The organism is Bacillus sp. SSR7 (genome assembly GCF_055902415.1).
The window spans coordinates 244,988-267,210 of sequence record NZ_JBVVXV010000002.1; the positions used below are offsets into that span (position 1 = coordinate 244,988).

Annotated in this window: 23 protein-coding genes, 2 pseudogenes and 2 riboswitches; of the genes and pseudogenes, 19 read left to right on the plus strand and 6 right to left on the minus strand. The window is 35.8% G+C overall.

The window, feature by feature from the left end; genetic code table 11:
* Positions 1–27: 27 nt before the first annotated feature.
* Together metC and metI are read right to left on the minus strand one after the other, a co-directional pair.
* Complete coding sequence (gene metC / locus AC0NJG_RS05260; RefSeq protein ID WP_143881536.1) at positions 28–1,191, minus strand: cystathionine beta-lyase; 1,164 nt, start codon at positions 1,189–1,191, stop codon at positions 28–30.
* Positions 1,188–2,300, minus strand: coding sequence for a cystathionine gamma-synthase/O-acetylhomoserine thiolyase (gene metI / locus AC0NJG_RS05265; RefSeq protein ID WP_000103876.1), 1,113 nt, complete (start codon positions 2,298–2,300; stop codon positions 1,188–1,190). Before metI ends, metC begins: the two co-directional genes overlap by 4 nt.
* A gap of 94 nt (positions 2,301–2,394) precedes the next feature.
* Positions 2,395–2,504: riboswitch (SAM riboswitch) on the minus strand.
* Between the two features lie 203 nt (positions 2,505–2,707).
* A riboswitch (SAM riboswitch) is annotated at positions 2,708–2,817 on the plus strand.
* Between the two features lie 70 nt (positions 2,818–2,887).
* On the opposite strand from metI, the gene AC0NJG_RS05270 reads away from it, so the two are divergent.
* The 8 genes and pseudogenes from AC0NJG_RS05270 to AC0NJG_RS05305 all read left to right on the plus strand — a co-directional run bounded on the left by AC0NJG_RS05270 (position 2,888) and on the right by AC0NJG_RS05305 (position 12,555).
* Positions 2,888–4,720, plus strand: coding sequence for a bifunctional homocysteine S-methyltransferase/methylenetetrahydrofolate reductase (locus tag AC0NJG_RS05270; RefSeq protein ID WP_087954288.1), 1,833 nt, complete (start codon positions 2,888–2,890; stop codon positions 4,718–4,720).
* Positions 4,720–8,118: a methionine synthase gene (gene metH, locus AC0NJG_RS05275; RefSeq protein WP_474062909.1), complete on the plus strand. Its 3,399-nt coding sequence runs from the start codon at positions 4,720–4,722 to the stop codon at positions 8,116–8,118. Before AC0NJG_RS05270 ends, metH begins: the two co-directional genes overlap by 1 nt.
* Positions 8,119–8,136: 18 nt before the next feature.
* Positions 8,137–8,373: pseudogene (locus AC0NJG_RS05280) on the plus strand (glycosyltransferase); the annotation flags it as partial.
* A gap of 640 nt (positions 8,374–9,013) precedes the next feature.
* Complete coding sequence (locus AC0NJG_RS05285) at positions 9,014–10,129, plus strand: RNA-guided endonuclease InsQ/TnpB family protein (RefSeq protein WP_474062910.1); 1,116 nt, start codon at positions 9,014–9,016, stop codon at positions 10,127–10,129.
* Between the two features lie 58 nt (positions 10,130–10,187).
* Positions 10,188–11,012 (plus strand): annotated as a pseudogene (gene murG, locus AC0NJG_RS05290) (undecaprenyldiphospho-muramoylpentapeptide beta-N-acetylglucosaminyltransferase); the annotation flags it as partial.
* Between the two features lie 243 nt (positions 11,013–11,255).
* Complete coding sequence (locus AC0NJG_RS05295) at positions 11,256–11,516, plus strand: DUF3966 domain-containing protein (protein ID WP_000817964.1); 261 nt, start codon at positions 11,256–11,258, stop codon at positions 11,514–11,516.
* 96 nt (positions 11,517–11,612) lie between these two features.
* A complete protein-coding gene (locus AC0NJG_RS05300; RefSeq protein WP_087954293.1) occupies positions 11,613–11,987 on the plus strand; it encodes a nucleoside 2-deoxyribosyltransferase in 375 nt (124 codons plus the stop codon).
* Positions 11,988–12,066: 79 nt separating this feature from the next.
* Positions 12,067–12,555, plus strand: a complete 489-nt coding sequence (locus AC0NJG_RS05305) for a hypothetical protein (protein ID WP_140421179.1) — start codon at positions 12,067–12,069, stop codon at positions 12,553–12,555.
* A 35-nt stretch (positions 12,556–12,590) separates the two neighbouring features.
* Here AC0NJG_RS05305 and AC0NJG_RS05310 read toward each other — a convergent pair whose 3' ends face one another.
* Positions 12,591–12,902, minus strand: coding sequence for a hypothetical protein (locus AC0NJG_RS05310; RefSeq protein WP_029439923.1), 312 nt, complete (start codon positions 12,900–12,902; stop codon positions 12,591–12,593).
* Between the two features lie 254 nt (positions 12,903–13,156).
* On the opposite strand from AC0NJG_RS05310, the gene AC0NJG_RS05315 reads away from it, so the two are divergent.
* Together AC0NJG_RS05315 and AC0NJG_RS05320 are read left to right on the plus strand one after the other, a co-directional pair.
* Complete coding sequence (locus tag AC0NJG_RS05315; RefSeq protein WP_001008330.1) at positions 13,157–13,372, plus strand: DUF3912 family protein; 216 nt, start codon at positions 13,157–13,159, stop codon at positions 13,370–13,372.
* Between the two features lie 87 nt (positions 13,373–13,459).
* The gene (locus AC0NJG_RS05320) at positions 13,460–13,867 is read left to right on the plus strand and encodes a hypothetical protein (RefSeq protein ID WP_474062911.1); all 408 of its coding nucleotides are present in this window, start codon (positions 13,460–13,462) and stop codon (positions 13,865–13,867) included.
* Between the two features lie 174 nt (positions 13,868–14,041).
* On the opposite strand, the gene AC0NJG_RS05325 is transcribed toward AC0NJG_RS05320, so the two are convergent.
* The 3 genes from AC0NJG_RS05325 to AC0NJG_RS05335 form a co-directional block, all read right to left on the minus strand.
* Positions 14,042–15,436 carry an L-cystine transporter gene (locus AC0NJG_RS05325; protein WP_001094339.1) on the minus strand — a complete coding sequence of 465 codons (1,395 nt, stop codon included), beginning with the start codon at positions 15,434–15,436 and terminating at the stop codon, positions 14,042–14,044.
* 106 nt (positions 15,437–15,542) lie between these two features.
* On the minus strand, positions 15,543–15,785 hold the full coding sequence (locus AC0NJG_RS05330; RefSeq protein WP_000440714.1) for a DUF2626 domain-containing protein: 243 nt from the start codon (positions 15,783–15,785) through the stop codon (positions 15,543–15,545).
* A gap of 125 nt (positions 15,786–15,910) precedes the next feature.
* Positions 15,911–16,606 (minus strand): helix-turn-helix transcriptional regulator, encoded by a 696-nt coding sequence (locus tag AC0NJG_RS05335; RefSeq protein WP_000434105.1) that lies wholly within the window; start codon positions 16,604–16,606, stop codon positions 15,911–15,913.
* A gap of 205 nt (positions 16,607–16,811) precedes the next feature.
* Between AC0NJG_RS05335 and comGA the strand changes: the two genes are divergently transcribed.
* From comGA to aroK, 9 genes are all read left to right on the plus strand, one after another.
* Positions 16,812–17,855, plus strand: a complete 1,044-nt coding sequence (comGA, locus tag AC0NJG_RS05340) for a competence protein ComGA (RefSeq protein WP_474062912.1) — start codon at positions 16,812–16,814, stop codon at positions 17,853–17,855.
* Entirely contained in the window at positions 17,848–18,879 is a 1,032-nt protein-coding gene (gene comGB, locus AC0NJG_RS05345) for a comG operon protein ComGB (protein ID WP_088326717.1), read from the plus strand. Before comGA ends, comGB begins: the two co-directional genes overlap by 8 nt.
* An 11-nt stretch (positions 18,880–18,890) precedes the next feature.
* On the plus strand, positions 18,891–19,190 hold the full coding sequence (gene comGC / locus AC0NJG_RS05350) for a competence type IV pilus major pilin ComGC (protein WP_001178694.1): 300 nt from the start codon (positions 18,891–18,893) through the stop codon (positions 19,188–19,190).
* Positions 19,187–19,642 (plus strand): comG operon protein ComGD, encoded by a 456-nt coding sequence (gene comGD / locus AC0NJG_RS05355; protein WP_087954300.1) that lies wholly within the window; start codon positions 19,187–19,189, stop codon positions 19,640–19,642. Before comGC ends, comGD begins: the two co-directional genes overlap by 4 nt.
* Positions 19,635–19,937, plus strand: a complete 303-nt coding sequence (gene comGE / locus AC0NJG_RS05360) for a competence type IV pilus minor pilin ComGE (RefSeq protein WP_140168626.1) — start codon at positions 19,635–19,637, stop codon at positions 19,935–19,937. The genes comGD and comGE overlap by 8 nt, the downstream gene beginning before the upstream one ends.
* A complete protein-coding gene (comGF, locus tag AC0NJG_RS05365) occupies positions 19,907–20,377 on the plus strand; it encodes a competence type IV pilus minor pilin ComGF (RefSeq protein ID WP_113712357.1) in 471 nt (156 codons plus the stop codon). The genes comGE and comGF overlap by 31 nt, the downstream gene beginning before the upstream one ends.
* On the plus strand, positions 20,374–20,745 hold the full coding sequence (comGG, locus tag AC0NJG_RS05370) for a competence type IV pilus minor pilin ComGG (RefSeq protein WP_087954301.1): 372 nt from the start codon (positions 20,374–20,376) through the stop codon (positions 20,743–20,745). The genes comGF and comGG overlap by 4 nt, the downstream gene beginning before the upstream one ends.
* A gap of 175 nt (positions 20,746–20,920) precedes the next feature.
* A complete protein-coding gene (locus AC0NJG_RS05375; RefSeq protein WP_474062913.1) occupies positions 20,921–21,571 on the plus strand; it encodes a 2OG-Fe(II) oxygenase in 651 nt (216 codons plus the stop codon).
* A gap of 118 nt (positions 21,572–21,689) precedes the next feature.
* Complete coding sequence (gene aroK / locus AC0NJG_RS05380) at positions 21,690–22,187, plus strand: shikimate kinase AroK (protein ID WP_088326713.1); 498 nt, start codon at positions 21,690–21,692, stop codon at positions 22,185–22,187.
* Positions 22,188–22,223 lie beyond the last annotated feature (36 nt).

Here is a 22,223-nt window from a genome sequence, read left to right on the forward strand (position 1 = left end):
AACTTAATTTCATATCTTCTCTGCTCTCTATGCATTTACAGGCTCTTCTACATAAGAAAGGGCATTTTCAAAATCGGATATTAAATCGTCAACATTTTCAAGACCGACGGATAGCCGAAGTAATGAATTTGAAATACCTCTTTCATCACGGGCTTCTTGCGATAGTGCTGCATGTGACATTTTAGCTGGGTAGGAAAGGATCGATTCGACAGCCCCTAAACTAACCGCAAAGACAGGTAATTTTACTTTTGATAAAAATTGGCGAAGTGCGTCTTCTGATTGTAAAGTGAAAGATAGGACAGCTCCTGCTGATGTAGCTTGAGATTGTTGAATGTTAAATCCAAGATGTGTGTGTAATCCTGGATAATAGACATTTTGAACTTTAGCGTGCTCTTGTAAATAGTGTGCAATTTTATTGGCATTAGCAGCTGAATGCTCAAGACGTACATGCAATGTTTTTAGACCGCGAAGTACGAGAGAACAATCTTGCGGGCCTAGAATAGCGCCGAATGAATTTTGTAAAAAGCCAAGTTTTTGAGCGAGATCGGCATCTTTTACAACTGCTAATCCGGCAGTAACATCACTATGACCGGCAATGAATTTTGTGGCACTATGAAGAATGACATCAGCGCCAAGGTCAAGTGGTTTCTGGAATAGTGGTGTCAAAAATGTATTATCAACAAAAGTAAGGGCGCCAATAGATTTTGCAAGTTTAGAAACAGCACGAATATCTGTCACTTTTAAAAGTGGATTGGAAGGTGTTTCTACATAAAAGAGTTTTGTATTTGGCTTAATGTTTTGCTTTATTTCTTCTAAATTGGTCATATCAACAAATGTATGTGAAACACCGTAACGGGAGAGAACTTCAGTTATCATTCGATAAGTCCCTCCGTATACGTCTTCTGAAATGAGTACGTGATCACCTTGTGAAAGGAGGAGGAATGCAGTAGAAATCGCTGCAATTCCTGATGCGAAGGCAAATCCTTTTGTTCCGCCTTCTAATAAAGCAATGATGTCTTCAAGAGCTTCACGAGTTGGATTGCCTGACCTGCTATAGTCATATTTCCCGAACGTATCTACATCAAATTGGTGAAATGTTGATGTGTTATAGATGGGAACGTTAACAGCTCCTGTTTGCGAGTCATGTTTATATTGGTTGTGCAGTAAGAGTGTATCTATAGAATAATTCATATTCTTACACCTTCTTTTACAAGTTTAACGGCTTGCTGTAAGTCTTGAATTAAATCGTTACTATTTTCAATGCCAACGGAAAATCGAAGAAGACGATTACATACACCGTTTGCTGTTCTAATTTCTTCTGGAATATCAGCGTGTGTTTGCGTTGCTGGATATGTCATTAAACTTTCAACACCACCGAGACTTTCAGCAAATGTAATTAAGGATAAAGATTGTAAGAATGGATTAATCCATGTTTCATCTTTCAGACGAAATGAGATCATGCCGCCTCTTCCAGGATAAAATACATCTGTCACCCCGTCCTCATCATTTAAATAAGCAACAACTGCTTTTGCATTTTCTTCATGTTGTCTCATGCGAAGCGCTAGCGTTTTCATACCACGAATCAATAGCCATGAGTCAAATGGACTTAAGACCGCACCAGAGGCATTGTGATAATGAGCGATTTCCTCACAAAGTTCCTTTCCTTTTGCAACGACAAGTCCGCTTAGTACATCGTTATGACCACCTAAATATTTCGTTGCGCTATGAAGTACGATATCGGCACCTTCTGTTAATGGCTGTTGTATATAAGGCGTGTAGAATGTGTTGTCTACAATAAGAAGTAGTCCGTGTCTTTTCGCTACAGTTGCGACAGCGGCAATATCGGTAACTTGCATTAATGGATTAGTTGGGGTTTCTATGAAAATAGCCTTCGTTTTCGTTGTGATGGCTTGCTCAATTTGTTTAATAGATTGTGTATTTACGTATCTACATCGAACATTCCACTTTTTTTCGTGCTCAGAAAATAATCGATAAGTGCCACCGTATAAATCTTCGGAAACAATAAGTTCGTCCCCAGAGCGGAATAGGGAAAGAACAAGAAGAACGGCTGCCATCCCTGAACTACAGGCATAACCTTGTTCGCCGCATTCTAAGTCTGCGATTGCCTGTTCTAATAGGCCGCGCGTTGGATTTCCAGTTCGTGAATAATCAAATCCAGTAGATTTACCAATTCCTTCGTGACGATAAGCAGTTGAAAAATAAACAGGTGGATTAACAGTTCCTGTTGTAGTTTCACTCCGGTTTCCGATTTGCGCTAGTTTTGTTTCGATAGTTGACATGTGAAAATTCCTCCTTTTTAAATTGAACCATTAATTGAATATAAAATAAAAAAAGCCTTCTAAGAAGAAGGCTTTCGGTTTGAATAGAGTCTTCTTCTCATCTGTCAAATCTTTCACAATTTGCTGGAATTAGCACCTTATTAACAAATGTTAATGGTTGCTGAGGCGTCATAGGGCCAGTCCCTCTACCTCTCTAGATAAGAATGTTCGTATGAAATTTTATTATGGTTTTAACTTTACAACAAAAGATAATTGAATTGCAACTTTATTTTAAATAATTTTTATTTTTCCGCAAGTGTCATTGACTTTTGTATTTGTGCGTGCTAAATTTATAAAAAAATTAACAAACATTGTTAAAAGGGGAACGCATTTCCTTTTAGCTACATAAATAAAATAATAAAGACAAACTCTTATTGAGAGCGGTGGAGGGAAAGGCCCTGTGAAACCCGGCAACCTTCAAACGAAATGTTTGAAACGGTGCTAATACCTGCAAAACGAATGTTTTGCATAATAAGAGGAGGATCGATTATGTCCCCCTCTTCAAAGTGAAGAGGGGGTTTTTATATTGATAGAAATGAGGGAGATTTGTGAAATTGCTAGATTTATTATCAAAAGGAATTGTAATAGGTGATGGTGCGGTTGGGACGTTATTACATTCACATGGTTTGCAAAGTAGTTTTGAAGAATTGAATATATCTGATCCAGATTTAATTATATCGATTCATAAGCAATATGTAGCGGCTGGGGCAGATGTGATTCAAACAAATACGTACGGAGCAAATGAAGCGAAATTACGTATGTATGGATTAGAAAATCAAGTTACTAAAATTAATAGAGCGGCAGTAAAACTGGCGAAAGCATCTGTTACAGACAGAAATGCAATTTTAGGCACAATTGGTGGTATGAAACATATCGGGGCGGTTACGACAACTGATATGGAGCGAGAATTTATGTTACTGGAACAGGCAAGTGCATTATTAGAAGAACAGGTTGATGGACTGCTATTAGAGACTTTTTATGATGAGTTTGAATTACTTCATGCTGTTCAGGTGTTACGAAAAGAAACGAATATTCCAATTGTAGCGCAATTGGCGTTACATGAGGCGGGTACGACTCAAAATGGAAATGATGTAAATGAAATATTAAAACAGCTTTTAGATTACGGTGCAAATGTTGTTGGATTGAACTGCCAACTAGGGCCACTTCATATGACGGAAGCTTTTAAAATGATATCGATTCCGAAAAATGGTTACTTGTCAGCATATCCAAATGCAGGTCTCCCAAATTATGTGGAGGGACGCTACGTATATGAGGGAAGTCCAGCTTATTTCGAAGCGATGACACCGAAATTTATTGAGCAAGGTATTCGGTTATTGGGTGGTTGCTGTGGCACGACTCCAGAACATATTGAAAGTATGAAACGTGCTACTTTAAATGTTACGCCTGTAATAGAAAAGGATACGGTTCAAAGACCAAAAGTAGTTCATACACATGAGAAACGTTCAAAAGCTCATGTCACTTTAGCAGAGAAAGCAAAAAAACAAACGACAGTCGTAGTGGAATTAGATCCACCAAAAACGTTAGATACGCAGCGATTTTTTGAAGGCGCAAGAGCATTGAAAAGAGCTGGAGCAGATGCTATTACACTAGCAGATAATTCATTAGCATCGCCTCGTATCTCGAATATGGCAATGGGAGCATTATTAACGAAGCATGATATTCCGGTATTGACGCACTTAACATGTAGAGACCATAACGTCATCGGACTACAATCTCACTTACTAGGTCTATCAGCATTAGGTATGGAAGAAGTGTTAGCTTTAACTGGAGATCCAGCGCGTGTTGGTGATTTTCCAGGTGCCACTTCTGTATATGATTTATCCTCTATTGAGCTCATTAAAATGATTAAAGAAATGAATGATGGGCGCTCTATTTTAGGGAAATCCATTGGACCGGCAACAAGGTTTTCTGTGGGCGGTGCATTTAACCCGCATGTAAGACATTTAAAAGCAGCGGTTAAGCGAATGGAACGGAAAATAGATGCTGGAGCGGAATACTTCTTAACGCAGCCAATTTACGATATCGCGTTAATTGAAGAAGTGTATGAGGCGACAAAGCATTTGGAACAGCCTATTTTTATTGGGATTATGCCATTAATAAGTAAACGGAATGCAGATTTCCTTCATTTTGAGGTGCCAGGCATTACGCTGCCTGACGTAGTAAGGGAGAGAATGGATGGGCATGAAACGAAAGAGGCAGCAATTGAGGAAGGAGTTCGCATTTCACAAGAACTAATTGATGCGGCGATGAAATATTTTAACGGCATTTATCTTATTACACCATTTCTAAAATATGAAATTACAGAACATCTTGTTAAATATGTGAGAGAAAAGCAAGAAGTGAAAGAAGGTATTAATTGATGAAATGTATAGAAGAAAAATTACAAAATAACATCTTAATATTAGATGGTGCAATGGGAACGATGATCCAGCAAGAGGACTTAACTGCGGAAGATTTCGGAGGAGAGGAGTACGAAGGTTGTAATGAGTATTTAGTAGAAACAAGACCAGATGTTATTTTAAAGATTCATAAAGCTTATATTGAAGCTGGAGCGGATATTATTGAAACAAATACATTTGGGGCGACAAATATTGTACTAAGTGATTATGAGTTATCTCATTTAGACGAGGAGCTAAATGAGAAGGCAGCGCGTTTAGCGAAGCAAGCAGTCGAAGAAAGCGGGAAGGAAGTATATGTTGCGGGAGCAATGGGACCGACAACGAAAGCGATTAGTGTTACTGGTGGTGTGACGTTTGAAGAATTAATTGAAGCTTATACCCGGCAGGCAAGAGGATTGTTGAAAGGAGGAGTGGATGTATTACTCGTTGAGACGAGTCAAGATATGCGTAACGTGAAGGCTGCTTATATTGGAATTCAAGCGGCTTTTGATGAACTAAATACAATTGTACCTATCATGATTTCGGGAACGATTGAACCAATGGGAACGACCTTAGCTGGGCAAACAATTGAGGCTTTTTACTTATCGGTAGAACATATGAAGCCATTATCTGTTGGATTAAACTGTGCGACTGGCCCGGAGTTTATGAGAGACCATATTCGTTCTCTATCTGATTTATCGGAATGTTACATTTCTTGTTATCCAAATGCAGGTCTTCCTGATGAAGATGGACATTATCATGAATCTCCATCTTCTCTCGCCGAAAAGGTGAAGCGATTTGCTGAAGAAGGATGGGTTAATATTATCGGTGGTTGTTGTGGTACAACACCAGAACATATAAAAGCAATGAAATCCGCATTAACGTCTCTTAAACCTCGTGAACAGCAAGAGAGAGTGGGACATGGGGTTAGTGGATTAGAGGCACTGCAATATGATGACTCTATGAGACCGTTATTTGTTGGTGAAAGAACAAATGTTATTGGATCACGTAAATTTAAACGATTAGTAGCAGAAGGGAAATTTGAAGAGGCTGCTGAAATCGCTAGAGCGCAAGTGAAGAAAAATGCTCATATTATTGATATTTGTATGGCAGACCCGGACCGCGATGAAACAGAAGATATGGAAAACTTCTTGGCAGAAGTTACGAAAGTGTTAAAAGTACCGATTATGATTGACTCAACAGATGAACATGTGATGGAGCGAGCTCTTACTTATATTCAAGGAAAAGCTGTTATTAATTCAATTAATTTAGAAGATGGAGAAGAGCGATTTAAAAAAGTGACACCGCTTCTTCGGAAATATGGTGCTGCAATTGTAGTTGGAACAATCGATGAAGATGGAATGGCAGTAAGTGCGGAAAGAAAACTAGAAATTGCGAAAAGAAGTTATGAGTTATTGACGACGAAATATGGTATACGCCCGTCAGATATTATTTTTGATGCACTTGTATTTCCTGTAGGGACAGGTGATGAAGAGTATATTGGCTCGGCGGCTGCGACGATAGAAGGGATTCGCCTTATTAAAGAAGCATTACCAGAGTGTTTAACGATTTTAGGTGTAAGTAACATATCATTTGGTTTACCACCAGCTGGCCGTGAAGTGTTAAATTCCGTCTTTTTATATCATGCAACGAAAGCAGGGTTAGATTACGCGATTGTAAATACGGAAAAATTAGAGCGCTATGCGTCAATTCCTGATGAAGAAAAACGCCTTGCAGATGCATTATTATTTGAAACGACGAAAGAGACGTTAGAAGAATTTACAAACTTTTACCGAGTCGCCAAAAAGAAAGATGTCGTTGTGCAAGAAACGTTGACTCTTGATGAACGACTAGCAAATTATATTGTGGAAGGTACGAAACAAGGTTTACACGAAGATTTAAGTCTCGCACTTACAGAAGGAAGGAAACCTCTTGATATTATTAATGGTCCGCTTATGACAGGAATGGATGAGGTAGGAAGATTATTTAATAATAATGAGCTTATCGTTGCTGAAGTATTGCAAAGTGCTGAAAGTATGAAAGCTGCTGTAAGTTATTTAGAGCCGCATATGGAATCTAGCGATAGTGCGAAAAAAGGGAAAGTATTATTAGCAACTGTTAAAGGTGACGTACATGATATTGGGAAAAATCTTGTTGAAATTATTTTAGCGAATAATGGATATGAGATTATTAATTTAGGAATCAATGTTCGCTCCGATCGAATTGTGCAAGAAGTACAAGAAAAGAAGCCGGATATTATTGGGCTTTCTGGTTTACTAGTAAAATCAGCGCAACAAATGGTAACGACTGCTGAAGATTTAAAAGCAGCGGATATTGATATTCCAATCGTTGTAGGCGGGGCAGCGTTAACGAGAAAGTTTACAGATAATCGTATTTCGCCATCCTATAAAGGGCTCGTATGTTATGCGAGTGATGCAATGACTGGTCTTGATATTATTAATAAGCTTCAAAAAGAAGAAGAGCGTGAGAAGATGAAACAAGATAAAAAAGAACGTCATCTTCATATCGTAACAAAAGAAGAGAAGAAAGTAAAAATTCCAGCAGTAATTGAGCCATTACCGAAGGCTGAGGTTATCGTGCCTGATTCAACAAAACGAATTGTATTACGCGATATTCCCGCCCTTCATCTCGCTCCATTTTTAAATAGACAAATGCTACTTGGACATCACCTTGGATTAAAAGGAAGTGTGAAGAAGCTTTTGCAAGAGGGAGATAAAAGAGCACATGAATTAAATGATTTAATAGACGAATTATTGCAGGAAGGACAATCTTGGTTAAAGCCGAAAGCAGTGTATCAATTTTTCCCAGCGCAAAGCGACGGAAAAAATATTGTAATATATGATCCAGAAGATCATGCGCGTGTTATAGAGCGTTTCACATTCCCAAGACAAGGAAAAGCACCATATCGTACTTTAGGTGATTATTTACGCCCAGTTGGAGATGAGATGGACTACGTTGCTTTCCTATCTGTTACGGTTGGAGAAGGTGTTCGTGACATTGCTGAAGAGTGGAAAGCGAAAGGTGATTATTTACGCAGTCATGCCATTCAATCGTTAGCGCTCGAACTAGCAGAAGGACTTGCTGAAAAGACACATATGCTTATTCGTGATCGTTGGGGTATTCCAGATTCACCAGAACTGACAATGGAAGAACGTTTCCGTACAAAATATAGAGGGATACGCGTGTCCTTCGGTTATCCAGCATGTCCAGAACTCGCGGATCAAGAAAAATTATTTCGACTTATTCATCCAGAAGAAATAGGCATTTCATTAACGGAAGGATTTATGATGGAGCCAGAAGCATCTGTAACGGCTATGGTATTTTCTCACCCTGAGGCAAGATATTTTAGTGTATTATAGTGTAGAAGGGGGAGACGTATGAAGAAAATAGTCTTTACAGGTGGCGGTTCGGCAGGGCATGTAACACCTAATTTAGCCATCATTCCGCATTTACAAGAACAAAATTGGGATATTTCTTATATTGGTTCTCATCAAGGAATTGAGAAAACAATTATAGAAAAGGAAGGCATTCCGTACTATAGTATTGCGAGCGGAAAGCTACGCCGTTATTTTGATTTGAAAAATATAAAAGATCCATTTCTTGTGATGAAGGGTAACTAACTGTTACGATTTATTTAACCAATTATAACGAAAGTTAATTAAATATATCAGTAAGCCCTGCTAGTCAAGTGATTGGCTAGTAGTGAGGGTTAACTGCGGGCAATCCCTAAAGCTGATTGAACTACAACGTGGCTAGAAATGGTGAGCGTGAATGTTGCGAAAGCAGAAAAAATCAATCAGATGATGTAAGGTTAAATCCTAAACATTAGAACAATGGGTCTTCCGCCTCGAATCATCTAAGTCAAAATGGATAAGATGAACGTTCAACGACTATCTCGTATAACTGACGAGAGTACATCACAAGCCTATGGTGGTGGAAAAATCCTCTATCTCTAAAGAGATAAACATATAGTCTGCGCTCATGTGAAAACAGGAGAAGTTCATAAGAGAACTGGCTAAGGAATTGCGCCCTTAGTTGAACGAGATACATTTAATTAAATCTATCAAACCTCATTGAATTTATCGAACATATGTGCTATCGTGAGTTTAATGAGGTAAGAATAATAATGAAATTTTTACGAGTTAGTCAAGTATCAGAATTAACAGGTTTGCATCCGAGTAGTCTCAGGAGAATGCTGGTGGAACACGCTATGATTCAGAAGAACCAATCTTTCATTAAAGGAGTTACATTCTGATGATATTGGCGAAGAAAGTCAGACTGATTCCAACGCCTGAACAAGAACAAGTGCTTAGAAATCATGCTGGTGCTGCAAGATTCGCTTATAACTATTGTAAAAGAATGAGTGATAGATACTATAAGCTATTTGGAAAATCTGTTTCACAGTTAGCTTTACAGAAACGATTTACAAAGATCAAGAAGCGAAAGAGATATGAGTGGTTACAAGACATTAATGCACAAGTTCCTAAACAGGCTTCAAAAGATTTTGATACGGCGAGAAAAAATTCGTTCAAAAAGTACAAAAATGGTTATCACACTTCTTATAAATCTAAAAAAGATGTAATCCAAGGATTTTATGCCAATTATGAAAGGCTGATTATAGGAAAGAAAGTCGTTCATATTCAGTCTATTGGAGAAGTGAAAACAAGCCAACAACTACCAAGAAATAAAAAACCATCCAATCCAAGAGTTACATTTGATGGTCGTCACTGGTGGATTAGTATGGGGTTCCAAGAAGATTTTGAATCACAAGAACTAACCAATGAGTCAATCGGTGTGGATGTTGGTTTAAAAGAGCTGTTTGTAGCTTCTAATGGTACGAAAGAACGAAATATAAACAAAGATGCCAAGGTTAAAAAACTTTTGAAAAGGAAAAAGTCAGCGCAAAGAGATATGTCTAGGAGATTTAAAAAAGGTGTAAAAACTCAATCTGCCGGATATGAAAAAGCGAAAGCTGAGCACCTGCGGTTATCTAGGAAAATTAAGAATATCCGAAATAACCATATCCATCAAGCAACAGCTAAATTGGTGAAAACCAAACCAATGAGGATTGTTGTGGAAGACTTATCTATCTCAAACCTGTTAAAAAACAAAAAACTATCGAAAGCATTTTTATTTCAAAAATTAAACTTCTTCTTTCAATGTTTATCATACAAGTGCGAGAAGTATGGCATTGCGTATGTAAAAGCTGATAAATGGTTCGCTTCAAGCAAGATTTGCTCATGTTGCGGAGTTAAATACGACCATTCAGTTCAACCAGAAGGACAGTGGAGTTTAAAAATACGTGAGTGGTGTTGTGCTTCATGCAATAGCCATCACGATAGGGATGTAAATGCTGCGAGAACACGATGAAGCACTAACTCGTGTAAATTTGATTGAATTGTATAGATTTAGTTAAGTTTATCGTATCGGTGTTATGGATGCATATGTAAGAATTCGAAAACTAAAACCGGATGTGATTTTTTCAAAAGGTGGTTTCGTATCTGTACCAGTCGTAATTGGAGGATGGCTAAATAGAGTCCCTGTTTTATTACATGAATCTGATATGACGCCAGGACTAGCAAATAAAATTGCGCTCCGTTTCGCTTCGAAAATATTTGTTACATTTGAAGAAGCTGCGAAACATTTACCGAAAGAAAAAGTAATCTATACAGGTTCTCCTGTACGTGAAGAAGTACTAAAGGGAAATTGTGAAAAAGGTTTAGCATTTTTAGGCTTTTCACGTAAAAAGCCAGTTATTACAATCATGGGAGGAAGTTTGGGCGCAAAAAAAATTAATGAAACGGTTCGAGAAGCGTTACCAGAACTTCTGAAAAAATATCAAATTGTTCACCTTTGCGGAAAAGGTAATCTTGATGATAGTTTACAAAATAAAGAAGGATATAGACAATTTGAGTATGTACACGGAGAATTGCCAGATATATTAGCGATAACAGATTTTGTTATTTCACGTGCGGGCTCTAATGCCATTTTTGAGTTTTTAACATTGCAAAAGCCGATGGTCTTAATTCCACTATCGAAATTTGCAAGTCGTGGAGATCAAATACTAAATGCGGAGTCTTTTGAGAGACAAGGATATGCTTCCGTATTGTATGAAGAAGATGTGACTGTGAAATCTCTTATAAAGCATGTCGAAGAATTAAATCAAAATAATGAAATGTATAAAACAGCTCTAAAAAAATATAATGGAAAAGAAGCAATTCAAACAATCATTCAACATATTTCAGAGGCATGATGAAACAATCATGCCTCTTTTAATAGGGTGAAAGATTCCAAGAAACGGTGTTTTTATGTTACAATAAAGTGAAACTTTAATCAGTGGGAGGTTCACCCCCACTGATTATTAGTTGAACCAATCGGGCTTTTACGGGCAGTTAATCCCCCACCTAACTTCTTTGTGTTCGCTGAATTTTGAGGTGGGGGGTCGTACTGCCCGTTAATGCGGGGTAACAAATGGTTAGTAGGGAAATTCCGATTAATGAAGCGTGAAAATACGAATGGATTAGGAGTGACTGTGTTGGAGCTAAGTCTCTATGAAAATACTGCACTTATTATATGCTTTGTGTTGTACGTTGGTAGTGTTATTGTTTATATTTCAAGGAAGTTTTCGCAAGAAAGAGAGCTTGAAAAATCAGAAATAACAGCTGAACTAGAAATGTTAGCTGATGAAAGTTATAAAAAACAAAAAATAAAAGAAGACCATGAGGCATCCCATCATTTAAACGCAAATAAGTTTTAAAGATGGGGATTTTTTTTGAAGTTATTCTTTATTATGTTTATAGCAAATAACGCTAAAATGGAGTTTCCCCCTTATATAATGAAGGAGTGTATATAAATGAATTTTTATATCGCCTCAGGATTCCAAAATAAACACCTTGTACGTTCTATAGCAAATGAACTGAAACATGCAGGATGGCACCATACATATGATTGGACAAGAAATGAAAGAGCAGTGAATCAAGATCAATTAAGAGAAATTGGTCAGGCAGAAAAGAATGCTATTAAAGAAGCGGATGTATTTTTACTTATATTAGATGGTGGAAACGGTAGCCACACAGAGTTTGGAATGGCGATTGCGCTAGAGAAAAATATATATGTATATCATGAAGGAAACCTGCTCCAAACAACGTTCTATCATTTGCCAGAAATAAATATTTTTGGAGGAGATGCAGCAGAATTTGCATCTTATGTTATGAATCATGTGAAATAATAGTAACTGTCTACAAGGTTATAAAAGTGATCTTTTGGGTACAGTGATGATAAGAAATGTATATAAAGGAGTACATAATATGAAATTAGAAAATGGATGGGAAACGAGTTTTTTAGAAGTCGTACAAAATAGTGAATTCAAGAAAGATGCGCAGCTTAACCAATTACTTTTTGCAGATAGTGAAGAAGTAGAAGAGCTTGTTGATGATTATGGTTATGAAGAAATCATTGATCGCGAACATGATGATGAATTAGCTCATATTTTAGGAGAAGAACTTTTTAGTGAGATGGAACGACACGTATTCTTATCTTCACAGCCAGAAGAAAAACTTATTTCATTTGTAAATGGATTAGGTTTTCATGTGTTAGATTGGATCGTTCTTCTTGAAACAGAATTTGGCATTGATAGTGCACACTTTACGTCAGACGCCGTGAAAACGTTAGAAAAGCGTTTCAGACAATTTCCATACATAGAGGACAAGACAATTTTTGATATGACATTTGGAGAAGCAATGGATGTATTAGAGTCCATTACGGGATTACAGCTGAAGGAAAAGATGAACGTATAATGTAAAAAAAGAACGTGAGGCTATCACGTTCTTTTTTACATTATAATAATTTTATCATCTAGTTTTGTTTGTCCGCTAAGAAGTGCGTTTAAATATTCCACTTTTCTTATACAGGCTTGTATATGTCTTTCAACCTCTTGTAACTCTCCTTGGTGATGCGTTTCAATAGGATGAATTTGTACGTTGAATTTTTCAAATTGACTACTATACGTTATTTCTGCATAGCCGCTCATAATATCGGTTTCGTTATGAAATAAAAATTGCTTCGTTTTGTCACAGAATGATACATTCTGAAAGCCATATACTTTTAATGCTTCAATTACTTTTTTAATCATTTTTGTATTCATTTTTTTTAACCCTCTTTACGAAGTTCTACTTATACATTATAACATAAAAAATTACATAGAAAGCGCTTCCAAGTGTATTTTATTATAAACTTTACGTTTCAATCACAAAAATGAAACAAAGAAAAAATAATTGTAAAGAAGGAAGGACTCTTTTATTGTTTCGTCATATATATAGAGAAATAGTGCAATGAAAGGAAATTTTCAGAGGTGGAGATCGTATTTCCAATTTGAGCGCAGTAAAAGAGGTGAAGATCTTGAACTTTGATATTGTAGGACAAAAAGCATATATAAAAGATGGACCGCATCGGAACCGAATTGGAATTGTAAAGAAAAACGAGACAAAATTAGAATCGCAGTTTGCTATTGTAATTGGAGAACAAATCATTGATGTAGAGCTAAAGGATATCGTGTTAGTTGGAGTAGACGTAGGACAATTTCATAAATGGTGCGAACAAAATGGTTATTTGTGAAAAGGACGGGCTGTGAGATAATGAAATATATGTGAGGAAAGAGAATATGTTATTGTATTCTCTTTTTCTATGTGTAAGGAGACGGAGATGAAGTATACAGAAAGAGATTTTACATTGGAGTTAAAAGAGAAGATTCAATGCATGGAGAATGAAATAGAGAGAATATCATTTAAACTTTTTAAAGATTATTCACATTTGTACATAGAAAAAAACATGGAATTATTTATAGAACTCATCAGAGATAAAGAATATCCTTTTGAAACAGGATATTCTTCATCCATTTCGATAGCTGTATTAGATGAAGAAGGAAAGATGATTGAATTTTATACAGTTCCTATCTGGGAATGTTGTAGTTATTTTTTAGGAGTACCGCTTCAAATAAGGTATTGGGGAAGTAAGTTAAGTGGTGAACTTGTTGATGAATCTTATTGTGAGATAGAGGAGGAGTTAAAGGAGCGGTTGGAGGAGTTTTTACAGTTTGCAGATGAGGAATAATAGTTAGTCTTTAGTTTATAATTAATAGTTATTAAAAAAATGAAAAACGGTGTAATTTCTTTATATCTATACATAGTGTTTGAAACAATATGTTATGCCTTATGTATAAAAGATAAAGAGGAAGATGAAAAGAACTAAAAAAGGACGCTAACAAAACTGTTAGCGTCCTTTTTATTATGAAGCAATTTCACCAGTTTTTGTATCATCTTGGTTGTACGTATCTTGATCTAATTCACCAAGCCATTTACTAGAAATAAGACCTGCTGTCATAGAACCACTTACGTTAAGAGCTGTACGCCCCATATCGATTAATGGTTCAACTGAGATAACAAGAGCAACAATACCGATTGGTAAGTTCATTGTAGATAGTACGATTAATGCTGCGAATGTTGCACCGCCACCAACACCGGCAACACCGAATGAGCTAATCGCAACGACAGCGATTAAAGTTAAAATAAATTGTGGTTGTAATGGATCGATTCCTACAGTTGGAGCGACCATCATTGCAAGCATTGCTGGATAAATACCTGCGCAACCGTTTTGACCGATAGATACTCCGAATGATGCTGCGAAGTTAGCGATTCCTTCAGAAATACCAAGTTTTTCTTTTTGCGCTTCAATATTTAATGGCATTGCGCCAGCACTAGAGCGAGATGTGAATGCAAATGTTAATACAGGGAACACCTTTTTCAAATATTGAATTGGATTTAAACCAGATAGAGCAATTAATAATAAGTGGATAACGAACATTACGATAAGTGCCACGTAAGACGCTAACACGAAGTTACCAAGTTTTAAAATAGCATTTATATCGCTACCAGCAACTGTTTTTGCCATAAGAGCTAATACGCCGTATGGAGTAAGACGTAAAATTAATGTTACCATACGCATTACAATTGCATATACAGCATCAAGCATTTTCTTAAATAGCTCTGCTTGTTCTGGATATTTTCGTTTTACACCTATAAAGGCGATGCCGATAAAGGCTGCAAATATTACAACAGAAATTGTTGATGTTGGACGAGCGCCTGTTAAATCAAGAAATGGATTTGTAGGCAATAGTTCTAATAATTTATCTGGAATTGTTGTTTTTTCAATAGAAGTAAATCTTTCTTCAACTAGCTTCAGACGAGCAGATTCTGCATCACCTTGTTGTAGGCCTGTTGCAGATACATCAAATCCTGCACTTGCAGCGATACCGACAGCTGCAGCAATTCCTGTAGTAAGAATTAAAATTCCGATAATAAGACCACTAATTTTACCAAGGTTTTTCGTTAACTGTAATTTTGTAAATGCTGAAATAATAGATACTAAAATAAGTGGCATAACGATCATTTGAAGTAATTTCACATAACCGTTACCGATTAAGCCAAACCAAGTATTTGATTCAATAATTACTTTAGAAGTTGGCTCATAAATAAATTGTAATATAAGACCAAAGATAATTCCGACTCCTAAAGCGGTAAATACGCGTTTATTAAAAGATACATGCTTACGTTGCATATAATATAATACGCCAACTAAAATGAGCATGACTGCAACGTTAATTCCGACAAGCAGTGTATTCATGTTGATTCCCCCTAATTCCAATCTGTTATATAGAATATAAGGTAATAAAACCTATAAGTCAACTAGGAGATTGCGGAATTAAAAAAAGATGGCAAAATGCCATCTTTTAATGTCCAGCCCCAGGGACAAGTAAAAACGTCGTGTAGTATGTAAATCCTATGAAGAAAACAGTTAAATATGCCCCAAATACGTATATATACATACGCTCTGTTAAATTTAAATAGCTTAAAAGTACGAAGAATCCTGTTTGTCCTAAAAATAGTAGTGCGGTCGAGTGCATATCCCCTACATAAAACATAACCGAGAAAATTCCAGTCCAAAAGCCGAGAACGCGAAACATGCGCTCCATGCCATCTCCCTCCTTTTCTAAAAAAAGTAAACCTCACTTCATTATAGTTTATTTTTCTTACTATTGTAAATATTCGTTCATATAAAAAGAAGCCAATTATAATTGGCTTCTTTTTATATGAGAGATTAAATTGTTAGTTTATAATTACAAGATTTACATCCATCTAGTAAACTATCGTTTCGTGTTAATTCCGTGTTAGGGAATAGGATTTCAAAAATCCCTTTCATCATATCTCCGTGCATATTACAAATTTCAGTTGGGTGATGGACAGCAACTTCTTTAAATGGACAATTGTGTACATCATAGAAAATTTTCGTTCCATCTGCACTTAATTCAAATGCAGGTGATAAGCCAGCTGTCGAAAAGGCTTCTTTTGCAATTTGAATTTTTTGTTCAACTGTTAAGGCATCTTCACTCACATTTAAACGCTGCATATGTTGTTGCATTAATTCGGCCCCGAATTGTTTCCCTGTTTCGTAGAGCGCTTTTTCACCAGCAGCACCAAGGCTAAGTAAAGAATTAAACGCGATTCTTGCTAACAATTGATAGTCACGGAATGGGAATTGTAATTGGATAACATCTTCAGATAATACATATAATCTGCTTGGTCGTCCGCCTTTTCCAGTTTTCTTCGTTTCAGATTTCAGCATATGAACATCTTCTAATTTAGATAAATGTAAACGCGCTACGTTTGGATGAATGTCAAACTCATCTGCAATTTCTTGTACAGTTACGTAACTATGTTTTTGAGAAATATATTTATAAATGTAATAACGAGTTGGGTCAGCTAAAACACCTGTAATTTTTAAAGCTTGTTCCATGAGGATCTCCACCTTTATCACTTTATCCAAGATAATAACATTATAATACAGATAAACATGGGTATAGGTAATTTTAGACAATAATTCGGAAATTGTTCATAATTTCACAAACATATTTTTCCTTTTTCATCTAGTGAAAATGCAAAAATACCGATTTTTCAGATGGATTTCTTCATGCTATATACATAGTGGGGAGGGAAAAATGATGAATGGAATTGAAAGCTTTGCGAATATGATTTTGAAAGAGGCGTGTAGGGTACAAGCTTCGGATTTACATATTGTGCCCCGGAAGAAGGATGTAGCGGTTCCACTGCGTATAGGAAAAGATTTAATGACGAAACAATACATTGAAAAGGAATTTGGAGAAAAACTTGTTTCACACTTTAAATTTTTAGCATCCATGGATATAGGAGAGAGGCGGAAACCACAAAACGGTTCACTGTATTTACAAATAGATGGACAAGAAGTGTATTTACGCCTTTCCACGCTTCCAACCGTATATCAAGAAAGTCTCGTTATTCGTCTTCATTTACAAGCATCTATTCAGCCATTATCTCATCTTTCGTTATTTCCAAGTACAGCGAAGAAACTACTTTCTTTTTTACATTATTCTCATGGATTACTCGTCTTTACGGGACCGACTGGTTCAGGAAAGACAACAACAATGTATGCATTATTAGAAGTAATTAGAAAAAAGAAAACACGTCGCATCGTTACGCTGGAAGATCCAGTTGAAAAAAGAAATGACGATGTATTACAAATTCAAATAAATGAAAAAGCAGGTATAACATATGAGGCGGGACTGAAGGCTATTTTACGTCATGATCCAGATATTATTTTAGTCGGTGAAATTCGTGATGAAGAAACAGCAAAAATCGCTATAAGAGCAAGTTTGACTGGCCATTTAGTAATGACGACACTGCATACGAATGATGCGAAAGGAGCAATACTTCGGTTTATGGACTTTGGCATAACAAGGCAAGAGATTGAACAATCTTTATTGGCTATAGCTGCACAGCGACTTGTTGAATTGAAGTGTCCGTTTTGCAAAAGAAAGTGCTCAACTGTATGTAAATCAATGAGGCAAGTAAGGCAAGCGAGTATTTATGAGTTGTTATATGGGTATGAATTAAAACAAGCGATTAAAGAAGCAAACGGGGAATGTGTCACGTACAAGCATGAGACATTAGAGTCTTCGCTGCGAAAAGGGTACGCTTTAGGATTTTTAGAAGAGGATGTTTATGTTTAAGAAAATATGGAGTTTAAGTGATCAAGTAATATTACTGAAACGATTAGGAGAACTATTAGAAAAAGGATATTCTCTTTTGCAGGCATTAGAATTTTTACGGTTTCAATTACCTTTAGAAAAGAAAGTACAATTGCAGCGCATGATTGATGGATTAAAAAATGGAAAAAGTCTACACGATTCTTTTCATCAATTAAAGTTTCATCAGGAGATGTTAAGCTATTTATTTTATGCCGAGCAACATGGTGATATTTCTTTTGCGTTGCAACAAGGGAGTGCACTTCTTTATAAAAAGGATAAGTATAGGAAAGATATGATGAAAATAATGCAGTATCCTATGTTTTTGGCGTTCTTTTTAATAATCATGATTTTGATTTTTAACCGCATTTTATTACCACAGGTTGACATGGTATATAGTTCATTTGGTTCTACAGCACCGTTATTCACAGAACAAATATTAAGTACAATTAAGCTACTCCCCTACCTTATTTTTAGCACTATTTTTATTGTTATGGTGGGTTGTAGTGTATATATATTGTACTTTCGGAAACTCCCGCATATGAAGCAGATAAAAATTATGCTTCGTATTCCCCTCATAAAAACATTTCTTATTTTAAAGCATTCGCATTATTTCGCTACTCAATTGAGCGGCTTATTACACGGAGGACTATCAGTACTTGAGGCTCTAACAATAATGATGGAGCAAAAATATCATCCGTTCTTTCAGTATGAAGCGGGCCGAATTAAACACCAATTAATTGCGGGAGAACCGTTGCAATCTATTATTGCTAAAAGCGGATATTATGAGGAAGAACTTTCTTATATTATTACACATGGCCAAGCAAACGGTAATTTGGCGATTGAATTAGGTGATTATAGTGATCTGATTATGGAAAAGATGGAGCAAAAAATTAAACGTATGTTAGTGATTATTCAACCGATTTTATTTACGTGTATTGGAGCAATAGTCGTTCTTATGTATTTAGCGATGATTATGCCAATGTTTCAAATGATGAATTCTATATAGGAGGCATTTACATGCAGAATGAGGAAGGGTTTACCCTTTTAGAAATGTTATTAGTTATGGTCGTCATCACTGTATTATTACTATTAATTATTCCGAATGTAGTTACGCAGCGTTCATCCGTCGAAGGAAAAGGATGTAAAGCCTATGTGAAATCTATAGAAGCGCAAATACAAGTATATCAACTACAACATAATAAAATTCCCTCGCTAAAAGAGCTAATTGATGGGAAATATATTACAAAGGATGAGTGTCCGAATGGTGAAGCTATTCATATTTCCAATGATGGCACAGTAACAAGTGGGAAACTGTGAAGCAAAAAGGTTTTACCCTTTTAGAAATGCTACTCGTTTTATTTGCAATTTCTGTACTAAGTATGGTCACGTATTTTAACGTATACTCCTTATATGAAAAACAAAAAATTGAACAATTTTTAAGACAGTTTTCAAATGATATTTTGTATATGCAACAATTAGCCATAAACCGTCAAAAACACTATACATTACGATGGCATAAAGATAGACATATGTATTATATAGGGGAATCGAGTACGGATCTTTCTATCATTAAAAGAGAATATGATAGCGATATACAATTGGATTTGAATACTTTTCCAAATCCGATGACATATAATCCGAGTGGAAATATTAATAGAGGTGGCACGATTTTACTTTCGTATCAAAGTTATAAATATGAGATTGTATTCCAGCTTGGAAGAGGGAGATTTACGTATCGTGAAATGTCAAAAAGGGTCAGTGATGGCTGAAATGCTTGTAGTATTAAGTATAGTAATGATGATGGTATCTTTACTACTTCCTCAGACAGTATTGATTATGCAAGAACGAAAAAACATACAAATTCGTTATAAGGCATTTGTATTATTAAAAAAAGAAGCAGCTTTATATATGTATGAGAATGAGGCAAAACAACAGAAAGAAAAAGTCATAAACGGAAATGTATATTACACATATTGGGGAGGAAATGAAGTTTGTGCGATGTGGAAAGATGTGAAAGGAAAAATGATGGAACAATGCTTTTATGCGGGAGAAAAAATGAATTAGAAGTTGGATTTACATTAATTGAAATGATCGTATGTTTTTTTCTGTTATCACTGTTCTTTTTACTCTTACCACGTTTAAACTTTATTGGAATAGAAAACAAGCAATCAAAAGGGTTAAATAATTGGGAATGGGATGTGTTTGTAGGACAAGTACAGTTAGAGTTTCGTGAAGTATCATTTGTGGAAAAAATAGTTCCTGAAAATAGAGAGAGTATGTTGCGCTTCCGTCTTCGCACTGGAGATGAAGTGACGTATGAAAAATTGAATAATCACCTTATAAGAAAAGTGAACATGCGCGGAAGAGAAGTTATATTACAAAATGTTGAAATGGTTTCGTATGAAGTAACACCTCATTTGCTCTTTATCAATGTGAAAGATAGGAGCGGGAAAATATATGAAGGTGTAGCTATAAGGTATAGCGAAATGGGAATACATGTATGATAAAACAAGATGGATTTACGATGCCAGGAACAATCATTTTTCTTATATTATTAACTTCGTTCTTTATATACGAAACGAATATGTTGCTTATAGATAAAAGATTTTATATTGAAATAGAGCAAAAGTTTGTACTGGAGGAAATACTAAATCAATCTATTACAAATATAAAAAAAGACTTACTGCAAAAAGAAAAGGAAGACACTTTTTTCTTTTCATATGAAAAGGGCGAAGCGAGTGGAAATTACGTATTTGAAAACGACGTTATTCTCGTTTCGTTACAGTGCAAAATCAAACAAGAAGTATTCTATAAAGTAAGCTTTCGGTATAGAAAAAAGGATGAGAAAATATTCGATTGGATAGAAGGATAGTATGTGAAATATATGGATAAAAAACCATGATTTATCATTTGAAAATTGGCTGTTTTTTAAAAGGGAATGGATAAATAAAACAATTAAAAGTTTAAATTTTCTCAAAAAAGAGAAAGGTAGAAAGAATATGATATATTCATGCTATCCAATCATTATTTTTAGGGAGAATAGGGAAATGACAAACAACAATCAAATAGGTGAAAATAAGGAGCAAACTATTTTTGATCATAAAGGAAATGCAATTATGACAGAAGATAGGGAAATACAAATTATTTCAAAATTTGAAGAACCTCTTATTGTCGTGTTAGGAAATGTATTAAGTGATGAAGAGTGTGACGAATTGATCGAATTGTCTAAAAATAAATTAACACGTTCTAAAGTTGGTTCATCACGTGATGTAAATGATATTCGAACGAGTAGTGGTGCATTTTTAGATGATAATGAACTTACTGCGAAGATTGAAAAACGAATTTCATCTATCATGAATGTTCCTGTTTCGCATGGAGAAGGATTACACATTTTAAATTATGAAGTGGATCAACAATATAAAGCACACTATGATTATTTTGCGGAACATAGTAGATCAGCCGCTAATAATCGTATTAGTACGCTTGTCATGTATTTAAATGATGTAGAAGAAGGCGGAGAAACATTCTTTCCGAAATTAAATCTTTCTGTGCATCCTAGAAAGGGAATGGCAGTATACTTTGAGTATTTTTATCAAGACCAATCATTAAATGAGCTTACGTTACACGGAGGGGCACCTGTAACGAAAGGTGAGAAATGGATTGCAACGCAGTGGGTGAGAAGAGGTACTTATAAGTAAAAGCATGTATGTGACGTTTTGTTCTTCATTGCATAATGGGAACAAGACGTTTTTTTATTAAATAGTGTAATCTTTCGTTATAATAACAAATAATAACGGATGATTGAGAGGAACGAACATGAAATCTATATACATAACCGGCTATATGGGAGCTGGGAAAACAACAATTGGAAAAGCATTAAGTAAAGAACTTCATATGGATGTTATAGATACAGATCAAAAAATTGAAGAGAAGCAAGAGAAGGAGATTCGTGATATTTTTGCTGAAGAAGGTGAAATGGCTTTTCGGGAATATGAAAGTGAGATGTTACGTGCACTACCTGTTGAAAATGTAATCATTACAACTGGCGGCGGAATCATTGAGCGAGAGGAAAACCGAAAGTGGATGAAGGAAAATGGCACTGTCGTGTATTTATATTGTGATCCACACATAATTGCAGAGAGGCTTCGTGAAGATACGACACGTCCACTATTTCAGAAGAAAGATATAGATGCATTTGTAATGAAATTCGAATCGCGCCGAGCTTATTATGAAGAGGCTCATATTCATATCGATACGACGAATAAGTCTGTAAAGCAAATTATGAATGAATTAAAAGAAAAGATTAATGGATAAAAAAGTGGACATACTAATCAAGTAGAGGTGATGATA

Excerpts from the sequence above, each read along its gene's own strand:
- metC (WP_143881536.1), bottom strand. The coding sequence starts at position 1,191 with ATGAATTATTCTATAGATACACTCTTACTGCACAACCAATATAAACAT.
- metI (WP_000103876.1), bottom strand. The coding sequence starts at position 2,300 with ATGTCAACTATCGAAACAAAACTAGCGCAAATCGGAAACCGGAGTGAA.
- metH (WP_474062909.1), top strand. The coding sequence starts at position 4,720 with ATGAAATGTATAGAAGAAAAATTACAAAATAACATCTTAATATTAGAT.
- AC0NJG_RS05285 (WP_474062910.1), top strand. The coding sequence starts at position 9,014 with ATGATATTGGCGAAGAAAGTCAGACTGATTCCAACGCCTGAACAAGAA.
- AC0NJG_RS05295 (WP_000817964.1), top strand. The coding sequence starts at position 11,256 with ATGAAGCGTGAAAATACGAATGGATTAGGAGTGACTGTGTTGGAGCTA.
- AC0NJG_RS05300 (WP_087954293.1), top strand. The coding sequence starts at position 11,613 with ATGAATTTTTATATCGCCTCAGGATTCCAAAATAAACACCTTGTACGT.
- AC0NJG_RS05305 (WP_140421179.1), top strand. The coding sequence starts at position 12,067 with ATGAAATTAGAAAATGGATGGGAAACGAGTTTTTTAGAAGTCGTACAA.
- AC0NJG_RS05310 (WP_029439923.1), bottom strand. The coding sequence starts at position 12,902 with ATGAATACAAAAATGATTAAAAAAGTAATTGAAGCATTAAAAGTATAT.
- AC0NJG_RS05320 (WP_474062911.1), top strand. The coding sequence starts at position 13,460 with ATGAAGTATACAGAAAGAGATTTTACATTGGAGTTAAAAGAGAAGATT.
- AC0NJG_RS05325 (WP_001094339.1), bottom strand. The coding sequence starts at position 15,436 with ATGAATACACTGCTTGTCGGAATTAACGTTGCAGTCATGCTCATTTTA.
- AC0NJG_RS05330 (WP_000440714.1), bottom strand. The coding sequence starts at position 15,785 with ATGGAGCGCATGTTTCGCGTTCTCGGCTTTTGGACTGGAATTTTCTCG.
- AC0NJG_RS05335 (WP_000434105.1), bottom strand. The coding sequence starts at position 16,606 with ATGGAACAAGCTTTAAAAATTACAGGTGTTTTAGCTGACCCAACTCGT.
- comGA (WP_474062912.1), top strand. The coding sequence starts at position 16,812 with ATGAATGGAATTGAAAGCTTTGCGAATATGATTTTGAAAGAGGCGTGT.
- comGB (WP_088326717.1), top strand. The coding sequence starts at position 17,848 with ATGTTTAAGAAAATATGGAGTTTAAGTGATCAAGTAATATTACTGAAA.
- comGC (WP_001178694.1), top strand. The coding sequence starts at position 18,891 with ATGCAGAATGAGGAAGGGTTTACCCTTTTAGAAATGTTATTAGTTATG.
- comGE (WP_140168626.1), top strand. The coding sequence starts at position 19,635 with ATGGCTGAAATGCTTGTAGTATTAAGTATAGTAATGATGATGGTATCT.
- comGF (WP_113712357.1), top strand. The coding sequence starts at position 19,907 with ATGCTTTTATGCGGGAGAAAAAATGAATTAGAAGTTGGATTTACATTA.
- comGG (WP_087954301.1), top strand. The coding sequence starts at position 20,374 with ATGATAAAACAAGATGGATTTACGATGCCAGGAACAATCATTTTTCTT.
- AC0NJG_RS05375 (WP_474062913.1), top strand. The coding sequence starts at position 20,921 with ATGACAAACAACAATCAAATAGGTGAAAATAAGGAGCAAACTATTTTT.
- aroK (WP_088326713.1), top strand. The coding sequence starts at position 21,690 with ATGAAATCTATATACATAACCGGCTATATGGGAGCTGGGAAAACAACA.